Origin of the sequence: Methylobacterium jeotgali (assembly GCF_022179345.1) — a bacterium.
GTDB lineage: Bacteria > Pseudomonadota > Alphaproteobacteria > Rhizobiales > Beijerinckiaceae > Methylobacterium > Methylobacterium jeotgali.
On sequence record NZ_BPQR01000007.1, the window covers coordinates 1 to 12732 of the forward strand.

Consider the following 12732-nt stretch of genomic DNA (forward strand, 5'->3'; position numbering starts at 1 on the left):
CGATGATCGGCTCACCCCCAATGTTCTTGCCAAGACAGAGGGCCAGCTTGTGGGTCGTCTCCCCGAAATCCGTGGAGGCGAGGAGCTCGCGCAGCAGCACGGTCTCCCGGCGGGCGTTCGGCAGCTCGATGCCGATGGCGTTGCGGCCGGGCACGACGGCGACGCGGGCGGAGACGGCGGACATGGAGCGGGCGATGTCGTCGGCGAGCGCGATGACGCGGCTCGACTTGGTGCCGGGCGCCGGCTCCAGCTCGTAGAGCGTCACCACCGGGCCCGGACGCACCGCGAGGATGTCGCCGCGCACGCCGAAATCGCCGAGCGTCGCCTCCAGCATGGTGGCGTTCTGCTCCAGCGCCTCCGCTGAGACGAGGTTCGCCTGCGACGGCCCCCGCGGCTCGGCGAGCAGGTTCAGGGACGGGATTTCGTAGGTGTCGGCCTGCGGCGCGCGGGACTCGGTCCGCCGCGCCGGGGTCAGCGCCGCCGGGGGCGCCGAGACCCGAGGCCGCACCGCCGGAGCGGGGGCGAAGGGCGGCTCGTCCGCCTCGTCGTCCTCGTCGTGGAGGACCGGATCGACCGTCCGCTGCGCCTGTTGCGGCGCCGGCCGCTGGGCCGGCCGGGGCTCGTCGAAGGAGGGCTCGCGCCGGCCCGCCGGGATATGGTCCGCCCAGGGGACGTCGCGGGCGTCCAGCCCCTCGGACTCGAAGGCGCGGCGGGCGGCGAGGGCCGGCGAGGCGCCGGCATAGGACAGGCCGTCCTCGCCGCCGCGCCGGGCGCGCCAGGCATCCATCCGGTCGGCGAGCGCGTCGCGGCCGCGCATCGCGAGCTGCGCCAGGGCGCCGAGCGAGACGATGCCGAGGCCGGGCTCGTCCTCGCGCTCGTCCCGCGCCGGGCGGCGGGAGGACGGGTGCGCGGCATGGCGCGGGGCGAGGTCGAGCTCGTCCTCCTCGTCGTCGAGGCGCGCGCCGACGCGGCAGGCGCCGGTGAGGCTGAGCACCGCGATGCCGGCATAGACGAAGCCGACCAGCGCCGCCGCGGGCCCCGAGATCGCCCCGACGATGGTGCGGGCGGCCGACATCAGCGCATCGCCGGCCACGCCTCCGAGGCCGGTGGGCAGCGGCCAGCGGGCGGTCGGCGGCAGGGCACTCGCCACGGCGCTCGCCGCGCAGAAGCCGATGACCCAGAGCGCGATGCGCAGGCCGCCGTTCGGCAGGTCACGCTCGCGCATCAGGCGCAGGCCCCAGAGCGCTGGCGGCAGGGCGAAGGCGAGCGCGCCGAGCCCGAGCATCTGCATGGCGAGATCGGAGACGACCGCGCCGGGAAGCCCGAGCACGTTGTGGGCGGCGTGGTCGGTGGCGTGGTTGAGGCTCGGGTCCTCGATCGACCAGGTGGCGAGCGCCACCGTCAGCGCCACGGCGCCGGCGAAGAGGACGAGCCCGCCGAGCTCCGTCAGCCGCCGCGCCAGGAACGGACGCAGCGTGTCGACGACGGTGTCGTAGGGCGATGCGGAGCGGCGAAGCGAGCGCATGCGGGACCGGCTGCGATGGGACGCGCCAAAGGGACGCGTCAGGGGGACTCGTGCAGCCTTGAGGCTAGGGCCGACCCGTTAACGGCCGTTTAAGGTTGAGGAATCCTGAGTTCGGCCGCGGGCGCCGTCCACAGGAGCCTCGGGCCGCCGCGCGGCCCTCGGTCACCTCTCGCGCAGGTGCAATGAGCGGGCCCCTGTGGCATGCTCGGCCGCATGAAGATCGACGGCCGTCCCACCCGTACCATCGTCCCCGACGCCGACGGCATCAGCGTACGCGTCATCGACCAGACCCGCCTGCCCTTCGCCCTGGAGGAGCGCCGGCTCTCGACGCTGGCCGAGGCTGCGGAGGCCATCCGGATCATGATCGTGCGCGGGGCGCCGCTGATCGGCGTCACCGCCGCCTACGGACTCGCCTTCGCCATGCGCGAGGACGCCTCGAACGACGGGCTCGACCGGGCGGTGGCGACGCTGGCCGCCGCGCGCCCCACCGCGGTCAACCTGCGCTGGGCGCTGGACCGGGTGGCGGGCAACCTGCGCCAGACCGCGAGCCGCGAGCGCTTCGAGCGGGCCTTCGCCGAGGCCGGCCGCATCGCCGAGGAGGACGTGGCGAGCTGCCACGCCATCGGCAGCCACGGCGGCCGGCTGATCGCCGATCTCGCGCGCGAGCGCGGCCGGCGCATCAACGTGCTCACCCATTGCAACGCCGGCTGGCTCGCCGCCGTCGACTGGGGCACCGCGCTGGCGCCGGTCTACGCCGCGTACGAGGACGGCATCGACCTTCACGTCTGGGTGGACGAGACCCGGCCCCGCAGCCAGGGCGCGGCGCTCACCGCCTTCGAGCTCAACGGGCACGGGGTGCCACACACCGTCGTCGCCGACAATGCCGGCGGCCACCTGATGCAGCATGGCGAGGTCGACATCTGCATCGTCGGCTCGGACCGGACGACCGCGACCGGCGACGTCTGCAACAAGATCGGCACCTACCTGAAGGCGCTCGCCGCCCGCGACACCGGCGTGCCCTTCTACGCGGCGCTGCCGTTCTCGACGATCGACTGGAGCCTGAGGGACGGGGTCGCCGAGATCCCGATCGAGGAGCGGGACGGGCGGGAGGTCACGCACATGACTGGCCGCCTCGACGATGGCGGCTTCGCCACCGTACAGGTGGTCTCGCCGGGAAGCCCCGTGGCCAACCCCGCCTTCGACGTGACGCCGGCCCGCCTCGTCACCGGCCTCATCACCGAGCGCGGCGTCGCCGAGGCGAGCGCCGAGGGGCTGCTCGCCCTCTACCCGGAGCGGCGCGCGGCGGCCTGAGCGCTCACGCCCACGCGCAGAACACGCTGCCCTGGAAGGCGAGCACGGTCGCCCCGTGCTGGTTCACGCCGGTGTTGCGGCTGAAGGCGAGGCCCCAGCCGGGGCGTGAGGCGCTCTCGCGCTTGTCCGTCAGCTCCGTGGCGAAGCGGATCGTGTCGCCCGCGTAGACCGGAGCGAGCCAGCGCAGGTCCTTGAAGCCCGGCGAGGGGCCGATCTCGGGAACCGGCAAACCCTGTGCCCGCGTCAGCGCGGCGTCGCGAGCATGGGTGGCGAGGTGGCGGCGCATCCAGACCGAGACCGTCTGCCAGCCCGAGGCGCAGAGGCCGCCGAAATGGGTCAGCCGGGCCGCCTCGGCGTCGAGGTGGAAGACCTGCGGGTCGAAGGCGCTCGCGAAGCCGACGATATCGGGCGCCGTGAAGCGGTAGCTGCCGAGCTCGCGCCGGAAGCCCACCGGGATCGCGCCGAGGGGCGCCAGGACCTGCGGCGGCACGTCCTCCTCGACCGGTCCGGCCGCCTCCCCCGCGGGCGCCACCGGGCGCGGCGGCAGGGGCTCGGCGCCGCGCCGGGGGAAGATGACCGTGAAGGCCTGGGTCATCGCGGTCTCGCCGCGCTGGTTCAGCACGCTCATCGCGAAGCGCACGAAGCCCCGGTCCGGCCGCGAGCCGGAGCGGCGGCAATCCTCGACGCGCACCGCGAGGTGCAGGGCGTCGCCGGGCAGGACGGGCTTCAGCCAGCGCAGCTCGGTGATCCCCGGCGAGCCCATCGAGGAGCCGCCCCGGAACACGGAGCCCTGGAGCAGGCGCATCCCGAGGGAGGCCGTGTGCCAGCCCGAAGCGATCAGCCGGCCCGCGAAGGTCCCTTCTGCCGCCTTCGCGTCGAGGTGGAAGGGCTGCGCGTCGTAGACCCGCGCGAAACCGACGATCACCTCCTCCGTCACCGCGAGCGGATCGCTCCCGAAAACCTGGCCCGGCGCGAAATCCTCGAAGCAGGGTGCCGTCATCGTGCGTCGCAAGCCTTCGATCTCAGAAATCGCCGGCCGCCCGGTGAGCGAGGCGGATCGGCTCCGGCAGGCGGTACTTCGGCGCGCAGGCGAGCACCAGGGCCACCGAGGTCGGGATGTCGGCGAGATGCCCCGGCGAGATGAACATCGGGTGCTTGCCCGTCCGCGTGCGCACGACGGCGCCGATGGTCTCGCCGCGATCCACGAGCGGAACGTGGGCGCCCTTCTCCTCGGAGAGCGGGCCGTTGCGGCCGCACAGCCGCGTCTTGCCGCAGCCGATGGTCGGGCGCTGAAGCCAGAGCCCCATGTGGCTGGCGATGCCGATGCGGCGGGGATGCGCCGTGCCCATGCCGTCGAACAGGAACACGTCGGGCTCGGCCTGGAGCTTCCCGAACGCCTCCTCCAGCACCGGACCCTCGCGGAAGCTGAGGAGGCCGGGCACGTAGGGGAAGGGCGTCGGCGCGAGCGCCGTCACCGTCTCGACCACCTCGAAGCCGGGGAAGGTCGCGACGACGACGGCCGCCCGCGAGCGCTCGCTTTTCACGCTGACATCGACGCCGGCGACGAGCCGCACGGAGCCGAGGTCGATCGGCCGGTCGGCGACGACCTCCTCGCGCAGGCGCCGCTGCAGGGCGACCGCCTCGGTCGGGGTCAGGTCCCAGGCGTGGCGCCGCTCGATCCGCATCCGCCGGGGACGCGGCTCAGTTGGCGAAGCGGAAGTGGAGCACGTCGCCGTCCTGCACGAGGTACTCCTTGCCCTCCAGCCGCAGCTTGCCGGCGTCGCGCGCGCCGCCCTCCCCCTTGAGGGCCGTGTAGTCGGCGTAGGCGATGGTCTCGGCCCGGATGAAGCCCTTCTCGAAATCCGTGTGGATGACGCCGGCGGCGGCGGGTGCCCGCGTGCCCTTGGTGATGGTCCAGGCCCGGGCCTCCTTCGGCCCGACGGTGAAGTAGGTGATGAGGCCGAGAAGGTCGTAGCCCGCCCGGATCACCCGGTTGAGGCCGGGCTCGGTGAGCCCCACCGCCTCGAGGAACTCGCCCTGGTCGGCGACCGGCATCACCGCGATCTCGCTCTCGATCTTGGCCGAGACCACGACCGCCACGGCCCCTTCCTGCTTGGCGCGGGCGAGCACCGCGTCGGAATGGGCGTTGCCCTTGTCGGCGTCGCCCTCGTCGACGTTGCAGACGTAGAGCACGGGCTTGGCCGTCATCAGGCCGAGGCTCTGGAACAGGCGCTCCTCCTCGGGCTTGCGCTCCACGAGGCGGGCGGGGCGGCCGTCGCGCAGGAGGGGCAGCGCCCGGGTGACGAGGTCGAGCGTCTCCTTGGCCTCCTTGTCGGCGCCCTTGGCCTTCTTCTCGAGGGCGACGGCCCGGCGCTCCAGGCTGTCGAGGTCGGCGAGCATCAGCTCGGTCTCGATGGTGTCGATGTCGGCGGCCGGGTCGACCTTGCCCTCGACATGGGTCACGTCCCCGTCCTCGAAGCAGCGCACCACGTGGGCGATGGCGTCGACCTCGCGGATGTTGGCGAGGAACTGGTTGCCGAGCCCCTCCCCCTTCGAGGCCCCCCGCACGAGGCCGGCGATGTCGACGAAGGTCAGCCGCGTCGGGATGATCTCCTTGGAGCCGGCGATGCCTGCCAGCGCGTCGAGGCGCGGGTCCGGCACCGCCACCTCGCCGACATTCGGCTCGATGGTGCAGAACGGATAGTTCGCGGCCTGCGCCGCCGCGGTCTGCGTGAGCGCGTTGAACAGGGTCGACTTGCCGACGTTCGGCAGGCCGACGATGCCGCATTTGAAGCCCATGATCGTTTCCTAATGCTCGGTCGCGATCGCCTCGGGGCCGACCGTGAAAGGGTTGAGGATAGTCGTGCCGCGAACCGTGCGGCCATGCTGATAGTCTTCGGACAGGAGATAGCGGCAGCCTGCTCGGATCGCGGCGGCGAGGACGACGCAGTCCCACCACTGAAAGCCGGTCTCCGTGCGGAGCGTCCACGCTTGCGCGATGAGCTCCAGGTCGGTGGCGCCGCGCGACCACGCCTCCAGGGCGAGCGTCGTCCGACGCGCCTCCTCGGGAGCGATCGGCAGACGACCCCGGAGGACGACGTTGTGGATCTCTCCGAGCACCTGCGGGCTCACGACCACCGCCTCGCGGTCGGCGAGCGTTTCCAGCCAACGCAGGGCCGTGACCCGCTTGTCCGGGAAGCGGTCGTCGCGCGCGTAGAGGAACACGTTCGTGTCGACGAAGACACGATCAGTCATCGGCGTACATCTGGTCGTGCGTCGGCGCCTTTCCATTCTCGTCCAGAACGTGCAGCGGCGGGCCGGCCAGAAAGCGCTCCAACGCCTCGCGCTGCGACAGGGGCCGGCCGACACGCTGCTCGACCGCCTCGGCCACGAAGCGCGACAGGCTCTTGCCATCACGTGCGGCGGCGATCCGCGCCCGCTTGAGCAGCGCTTCGTCCATCGTCACGGTCACGTTCTTCATCGGACGCCTCCGACTGCGGATATCGTGTCCCTGTGTTTTCGTGTCAATTCCGCTGGCCGAGGGTCTTCACCTCACCCCAGCCGCGGCCCTCCATGGCGAGGTGGACCTTGTTCTGGAAGCTGGCGTCCTCGCCCGCCGCCAGCAGCGCGGCATGGTCGGCGAGCGCGGCGCAGAGGTCCTCGACCCAGGGGGTCTCCGACTTGCCGAAGTCGTTCAGCACGTAGCCGTGGACGAGGGCCTTGTCGCCGGGATGACCGATGCCGAGGCGGACCCGGCGGTAGTCGTTGCCGCAGAGCGCCGTGATCGAGCGCAGGCCGTTATGGCCGGCGTTGCCGCCCCCGAGCTTCACCCGCATCTTCGCTGGCGCAAGGTCGAGCTCGTCGTGGAAGACGATCACGTCGGAGAGCGCGATCTTGTAGAAGCGCTGCGCCTCGCCGACCGCGCGGCCGGACTCGTTCATGAAGGTCTGGGGCTTCAGGAGGATCACCCGCTCGGAGCCGAGCACCGCCTCCGACGCCTCGCCCTGGAAGCGCCGGCGGAAGGGCGCCGCCCGGTGGCGGCGGGCGATCTCGTCGATCGCCAGGAAGCCGATGTTGTGCCGGTTGCGGGCGTAGGACGCGCCCGGATTCCCGAGGCCGACGAGGAGGCGCATGTCCGGTGTCTCCCGCTCGCGGGTCCCTGAAAACGCGAACGCCCCGGCCGATGGCCGGGGCATCCGTGCGGGGCTGCCCCGGCAGGCGGGGCGGCGCCGAAGGGCTCAGCCCTCCTTGTTGTCCGACTCGGCCTCGCCCTCGGCGGTCTCGCGCTCCTCGGCGGCCTTCTCGTCGGCGGCCTCGGCGGACTGCGCCTCGGCGATCGCGGCCTCCTCGGCCTCGACCTCGGCGCCGAGCACCGTCGGCGGCACGATGTTGGCGATCACGTCCGTGGCCTCGCCGGTGTAGCTGCCCGCCGGGATCTTGATGTCGGAGACGTGGATCACGTCGCCGATGTCGCGGCCGCTGAGGTCGACCTCGATCGCGTCGGGGATCTGGTCGGGAGCGACCTCGATCGCGAGCGTGTGGGCGACGATGTTGAGGGTGCCGCCCTTCTTCTTGATGCCGGGCGCCGCCTCGTCGTTGACGAAGTGCACCGGCACCTCGACGGCGACCGACTGGCCGGCGACGACGCGCAGGAAGTCGACGTGCAGCGGCACGCCGCTCACCGGATCGAGCTGGAAGTCGCGGGGGATGACGCGGGTCTTCCTGCCGCCGGCATCCACCTCGAACACCGTGGTCTTGAAGCCGCCGGCGTAGATGAGGGTGCGGATGCGGATGAGGTCGACGGCGATGGCCTGCGGGTCCTGCCCGCCTCCGTAGACGACGGCGGGAACCTGGCCCTGGCGACGAACGGCCCGGGCGGCCCCCTTGCCGACCCGGTCGCGTGCCACGGCCTCAAGCGGCTTAACGGCGCTCATGGCGTGATCCTTCTCGTGATGGATGGCCGGGGAACGACAAAGGCCGCCCGAAACGGACGGCCCACGGCTACCGGTCCCCGTGCGCCCCTGCCTCCAAGGGTGTCTCGGGGGCGCGGGCCGGGCCATACACGGGATGGGGATGGAAGGCAATCCGGAGCGGCCCCTCCACCTATCGCGGCGCGAGCCGGAGCGATCGCTCGCCCCAGGTGAGGCGCACCGGATCGAGGAGGCAATAGACGCCGAGGATCGCGGCCGGCCGGCGTGCGGCTCCCTTGGGCCGGATATGGAGCGTCACCTCGGCACATCCGTTCCCGCTCGCGGCGGCCGCGGCATCGACGTCGGGGAGTTGAGGATAGGGCTCCCGATACCGGTAGCGCCGTTCGGCCGGCGCGGAGCCGAGCACGGCCAGCAATGCGACCTGTACCGCCGAGCCCTCGACGTCGGAGATGCCGGCAGCCGAGAGGGCATCCGACAGCGAGATCAGGCTCGCCCGATCCAGATGAGGCGACATCGGAGTCACGGCGCGCCCGGCGGTCGGCATGAGGAGGGACGCGGCCACGGCCAGCCGAACCGGGAGGCGGCAGTGCCACCCAGGGCCGCGCAGCCGCGTGTGACCGAAGGCCATGCCTGTGCCATCCCTTCCCGGCGACGCCCGCCGACCGGCTGTCCCGAGCAGGACCTGGACCACTCTCCCGGCCCGCACAAGGGCTCCGCCTTCCCCTGCGGCAGCCGTTCCTTTAAGTCCGGGCGACTGCCACCGCTCGATCCCGAAGGGTCCCTGGATGTTTCCGAAGCCCGTCGCCGCGCTCACGCCCAACACCTTCGCGTTCGAGGAACTCCCCCTGGTGAAGCCCACGGGCTTCCGGGAGTACGACGCCCGCTGGCTCTTCCCGAAGGAGATCAACCTGATGGGGGTGCAGGCGCTCGGCCTCGGCATCGGCACGCTCGTCCACGAGATGGGCGTGCGCCCCGACATCGTGACGGGCCACGACTTCCGCGCCTACTCCTCCTCGATCAAGCTCGCGCTGATCGCCGGCATGCAGGCGGCGGGCCTGCGGGTGAAGGATGTCGGGCTGGCGCTCTCGCCGATGGCCTATTTCGGCCAGTTCGCCCTCGACTGCCCCTGCGTGGCGATGGTCACCGCCTCCCACAACGACAACGGCTGGACCGGCGTGAAGATGGGCGCCAACCGGCCGATGACCTTCGGTCCCGACGAGATGGGGCGCCTGAAGGAGATCGTGCTCGGCGGCACCTTCCAGTACCGGGACGGCGGCGCCTACGAGTTCGTGGAGGGTTTCTCCGAGACCTACCTGAAGGACCTGAAGAGCCGGGCCAAGCCGATCTCGCGCAAGCTCAAGGTCGTGGCCGCCTGCGGCAACGGCACCGCGGGCGCCTTCGCGCCGAAGCTCCTCGAGTCGCTCGGCGTCGAGGTCGTGCCGCTCGACGTCACCCCCGACTACACCTTCCCCCGCTACAACCCGAACCCCGAAGACCTGGAGATGCTCCACGCCATCGCCGCCAAGGTGAAGGAGACGGGCGCCGATGTCGGCCTCGGCTTCGACGGCGACGGCGACCGCTGCGGCGTGGTCGACAACGAGGGCGAGGAGATCTTCGCCGACAAGATCGGCGTCATGCTCGCCCGCGATCTCGGCAAGCTCCACCCCGGCGCGACCTTCGTCGTCGACGTCAAGTCGACCGGCCTCTACAATACCGATCCCGAGCTTCAGGCGGTCGCCGTCAAGGCCGATTACTGGAAGACCGGGCACAGCTACATCAAGCGCCGCGTCAACGAGCTCGGGGCGCTGGCCGGCTTCGAGAAGTCCGGGCACTTCTTCTTCAACGAGCCGATCGGACGCGGCTACGACGACGGTCTTCTCACTGCCATCGCGGTGATCGAGATGCTCGACCGCAACCCGGACAAGTCCATGGCCGACCTCTACCGGGCCCTGCCGAAGACCTGGGGCTCGCCGACCATGTCGCCCCATTGCGACGACGAGGCGAAGTACGGCGTCGTCGAGAAGGTCACCGCGCGCTTTCGGGCCATGAAGGAGGCCGGCGAGCCGGTCGCGGGGGCGAAGATCACCGATCTCGTCACCGTCAACGGCGTGCGGGTCGCCACCGAGGACGGCACCTGGGGGCTGGTGCGCGCCTCCTCCAACAAGCCGGAGCTGGTGGTGGTGATCGAGAGCCCCGTCTCCGAGGAGCGGCTGCGGGCGATGTTCAAGGCCGTGGACGGGGTGCTGCGCGAGAACCCCGAGGTCGGCGCCTACAACCAGACGATCTGAGCGGGCGCCCCGCCCTCAGCGCGCAGTGGGGGCGCCGCTACCACCGCCGCTGTCGCCCGTCGCGAGGCGGCGGCGGTTGTCGGCCTGCGCGCTGACCTCGCCGAAGTACTTCGTCGAGTCGCCGAGCTGCATCGAGGGCTGGCAGTTCGGCGTGCAGGAATAGGATTCCCGCTCCAGACCCCGCTGCACGGTGATGACGGAGGCCTGCGGGGCCTCGACCCGGATGGTCGACTCGGCGAGCATCGTGCCGGTGCCGTCGAGGGCGATGAGGTTCGTGGTCCCGAAGCTCTTGCCGGTGAGCACGAGCACGCCGTTCTTCTGGAGCGTCACGTCGGCGATGATCGGGTTGCCGACGACGACCGTCTGCGTGCGCTCCGGCAGGCGGACGATCTTGGCGTTGTCCACGAACACCGTCACCACGGTCGCCTCGCGGGTCTCGGCGCGGCAGACGAGCGGTGCTGCGACGCCCAGCGCCAGGGCGAGCGCGAGGCGGACGAGGGGCACGGACGGAACGGCGCGCATGGCGGACCTTCGGAAGGCTCGACGGGACGGCCTCGGCCGAGCCCGCTCACGCCGCCAGTACACCGCGCAGTGGTGAAGGAAGCGCTAAGGATAACCGATTCCGCGGGAGCGCGGCGGGCTCCTCCGACCGAGCCGCGCCCGACCACGCCCGCTCTCCACGCTCCCCGTCCGCCCGGAACGCCGCCACCTTTGTTCGAATCCGAGCAACCGTTTGTTCAGGATGATCGCGGGCTTTTCGCGGCGGACCTGTTTCGAAGGCGCATTTAACGCAATCGCAACGCGGATCGATCAATCTCCATTTCGCCGCCGATCGAGACCGAAAGATCTTCGACGGTAAAATAAAGTCGTTAGATCAGGGGACATCATCATGAAGAACGTCTTCAAGCGCTTCGCCTCCGACGAGTCGGGCGCCACCGCCATCGAGTACGGCCTCATCGCCGCCCTCATCGCCGTCGGCATCATCTCGGTGCTGAAGCTCCTCGGCGGCTCGCTGAACACGACCTTCACCAAGGTCACCACCGAGCTCAACAACGCCTCCAAGTAACTGCGGGCATCGGCGGCCGGACCCGTTCGCCGGAGATGGACGACATCTCCGGCCCACGGTCCGGCACCGGAGTCTCAGCCGCCGCAGAGGCGGCTTGAACGCACGGGGAACCCTGTCTTCCGCCATGCGGGAGCTTGGCCCCGTGCGATCCGATTCGAACCCTCTCCTGCGCGAGCCGGTCCCGCCCATGGCATCCGTCGGCCTCCTCGTCGTCTTCCCGTTCCTCGTGGCCTACGCCGCGGCGAACGATCTCCTGACGATGCTGATCCCCAACCGGGTCTCGCTGCTGCTCATCGCGGGCTTCGCCGCCGTCGCCGCCAGCGGCATCCTGACGCTGCCGGAGATCGGCACCCATGTCGCGGCCGGCGCCATCGTGCTCGTGGCGACCTTCGCGCTCTTCGCCCTCGGCGTCATCGGTGGAGGCGACGCCAAGCTCGCCGCCGCGACCGCCCTCTGGCTCGGCCTCGACCATCTGATGGACTACCTGCTGATCGCGGCCGTCGCCGGCGGGGCCCTGACGCTGGCGCTCCTCGCCGCCCGGTCGCACCCGCTGCCGAGGCCGCTCGTCGGCCTGCCCTTCGCGCTGCATCTCCACGACACCCGCACCGGCGTGCCCTACGGCATCGCGCTCTGCGCGGCCGCCCTCCTCGTGCTGCCCGAGACCCTGATCTGGGCGCGGGCGCTCGGCGCGTGAGGGACAGGGGCCGGCCCCGGCCGGTCACGGTTGCTTAACCATAATTTGACGATTTCCGCCCATCGTCCGGTCGAGTGACGGCGCCTCCGCCGTCGTCCATCCCGGCCCGACGATGAAACCTGCCCGCCTCGCCGTCCTCGCCATCGCGCTCGCAGCGGGCACCGGCGCGGTGTTCCTGATGAGCGGCGACCCGCCGCCGCCGCCGGCTCCCGTCGCGGCGGCGCCCGCCCCCGTGGTGCAGGCGACCGAGGTCCTCGTGGCCGCCGCCGAGCTGCCCACGGGGCAGAAGCTCCAGGCCGCCGACCTGCGCTGGCAGAAGTGGCCGGATGACGCCGTCTCCGCCGGCTACCTCGTGCGCAAGGACAATCCGAAGGCCCTCGAGGAGGCCGTGGGCGCGACGGTGCGCGCCGGATTCCTGCCCGGCGAGCCGATCCGCTCGCAGCGGCTGGTGCGTCCCGAGGGCGGCCTGATGGCCGCGATCCTCCAGCCGGGTCAGCGGGCGGTGGCCATCGTCACCGATTCCCGCGGCACCAACTCGGCCGGCGGCTTCATCCTGCCCAACGACCGGGTCGACGTGATCCGCACCTACCGCGACGAGGACGCCTCCCGGACGGCGGGCGCCGACGTGCAGCGCTCGCAGACCGTCCTCCAGGACGTGCGGGTGCTCGCCGTGGGCCAGCTCATCCAGGAGAAGAACGGCACCAACGTGGTGACCGGCGAGACCGCGACCCTGGCGCTGTCCCCGTCCCAGGCCGAGGTCGTCACCCTCGCCCAGAAGGTCGGCACCCTGTCGCTCTCGCTGCGCAGCCTCGCCGATGCCGGCCGCGCCGCCGAGCCCGAGGAGGCGCCCCGCTCCGAGGCGGCCCTCAACGTCGTGCGCTTCGGCGTCTCCCGGCAGCAGTCCCGCTGATGCCCGC

General features: G+C 71.6%; 15 protein-coding genes. 5 read left to right on the forward strand and 10 right to left on the reverse strand.

Going from position 1 to position 12732, the window contains the following annotated elements:
* On the reverse strand, nucleotides 1-1525 hold a 1525-nt coding region (locus tag MFF04_RS02025), incomplete at its 3' end, for a DNA translocase FtsK 4TM domain-containing protein (protein ID WP_238273822.1).
* A 213-nt stretch (nucleotides 1526-1738) separates the two neighbouring features.
* Here MFF04_RS02025 and mtnA point away from each other — a divergent pair.
* Nucleotides 1739-2836: an S-methyl-5-thioribose-1-phosphate isomerase gene (mtnA, locus tag MFF04_RS02030; RefSeq protein WP_238273878.1), complete on the forward strand. Its 1098-nt coding sequence runs from the start codon at nucleotides 1739-1741 to the stop codon at nucleotides 2834-2836.
* 4 nt (nucleotides 2837-2840) lie between these two features.
* Here mtnA and MFF04_RS02035 read toward each other — a convergent pair whose 3' ends face one another.
* The 8 genes from MFF04_RS02035 to MFF04_RS02070 form a co-directional block, all read right to left on the reverse strand.
* A complete protein-coding gene (locus MFF04_RS02035; RefSeq protein ID WP_238273823.1) occupies nucleotides 2841-3836 on the reverse strand; it encodes a MaoC family dehydratase in 996 nt (331 codons plus the stop codon).
* Between the two features lie 22 nt (nucleotides 3837-3858).
* The gene (gene nfi / locus MFF04_RS02040; RefSeq protein WP_238273824.1) at nucleotides 3859-4521 is read right to left on the reverse strand and encodes a deoxyribonuclease V; all 663 of its coding nucleotides are present in this window, start codon (nucleotides 4519-4521) and stop codon (nucleotides 3859-3861) included.
* Nucleotides 4522-4537: 16 nt separating this feature from the next.
* Nucleotides 4538-5635: a redox-regulated ATPase YchF gene (ychF, locus tag MFF04_RS02045; RefSeq protein ID WP_238273825.1), complete on the reverse strand. Its 1098-nt coding sequence runs from the start codon at nucleotides 5633-5635 to the stop codon at nucleotides 4538-4540.
* A 9-nt stretch (nucleotides 5636-5644) separates the two neighbouring features.
* A complete protein-coding gene (locus MFF04_RS02050; protein WP_238273826.1) occupies nucleotides 5645-6091 on the reverse strand; it encodes a PIN domain-containing protein in 447 nt (148 codons plus the stop codon).
* On the reverse strand, nucleotides 6084-6317 hold the full coding sequence (locus MFF04_RS02055; protein ID WP_238273827.1) for a hypothetical protein: 234 nt from the start codon (nucleotides 6315-6317) through the stop codon (nucleotides 6084-6086). Before MFF04_RS02055 ends, MFF04_RS02050 begins: the two co-directional genes overlap by 8 nt.
* A 43-nt stretch (nucleotides 6318-6360) precedes the next feature.
* Nucleotides 6361-6969, reverse strand: coding sequence for an aminoacyl-tRNA hydrolase (gene pth, locus MFF04_RS02060; protein ID WP_238273828.1), 609 nt, complete (start codon nucleotides 6967-6969; stop codon nucleotides 6361-6363).
* Nucleotides 6970-7074: 105 nt separating this feature from the next.
* Nucleotides 7075-7770, reverse strand: a complete 696-nt coding sequence (locus MFF04_RS02065) for a 50S ribosomal protein L25/general stress protein Ctc (protein ID WP_238273829.1) — start codon at nucleotides 7768-7770, stop codon at nucleotides 7075-7077.
* A gap of 169 nt (nucleotides 7771-7939) precedes the next feature.
* On the reverse strand, nucleotides 7940-8281 hold the full coding sequence (locus tag MFF04_RS02070; RefSeq protein ID WP_238273830.1) for a hypothetical protein: 342 nt from the start codon (nucleotides 8279-8281) through the stop codon (nucleotides 7940-7942).
* A 271-nt stretch (nucleotides 8282-8552) separates the two neighbouring features.
* Between MFF04_RS02070 and MFF04_RS02075 the strand changes: the two genes are divergently transcribed.
* Entirely contained in the window at nucleotides 8553-10055 is a 1503-nt protein-coding gene (locus tag MFF04_RS02075; protein ID WP_238273831.1) for a phosphomannomutase/phosphoglucomutase, read from the forward strand.
* Nucleotides 10056-10070: 15 nt separating this feature from the next.
* Here MFF04_RS02075 and MFF04_RS02080 read toward each other — a convergent pair whose 3' ends face one another.
* A complete protein-coding gene (locus MFF04_RS02080) occupies nucleotides 10071-10577 on the reverse strand; it encodes a pilus assembly protein N-terminal domain-containing protein (protein WP_238273832.1) in 507 nt (168 codons plus the stop codon).
* 367 nt (nucleotides 10578-10944) lie between these two features.
* Here MFF04_RS02080 and MFF04_RS02085 point away from each other — a divergent pair, with 367 nt between their 5' ends.
* The 3 genes from MFF04_RS02085 to cpaB all read left to right on the forward strand — a co-directional run bounded on the left by MFF04_RS02085 (nucleotide 10945) and on the right by cpaB (nucleotide 12725).
* Nucleotides 10945-11121, forward strand: coding sequence for a Flp family type IVb pilin (locus MFF04_RS02085; protein WP_238273833.1), 177 nt, complete (start codon nucleotides 10945-10947; stop codon nucleotides 11119-11121).
* A 187-nt stretch (nucleotides 11122-11308) separates the two neighbouring features.
* The gene (locus MFF04_RS02090; protein ID WP_238273834.1) at nucleotides 11309-11815 is read left to right on the forward strand and encodes an A24 family peptidase; all 507 of its coding nucleotides are present in this window, start codon (nucleotides 11309-11311) and stop codon (nucleotides 11813-11815) included.
* Between the two features lie 112 nt (nucleotides 11816-11927).
* Complete coding sequence (gene cpaB, locus MFF04_RS02095; protein WP_238273835.1) at nucleotides 11928-12725, forward strand: Flp pilus assembly protein CpaB; 798 nt, start codon at nucleotides 11928-11930, stop codon at nucleotides 12723-12725.
* Nucleotides 12726-12732 lie beyond the last annotated feature (7 nt).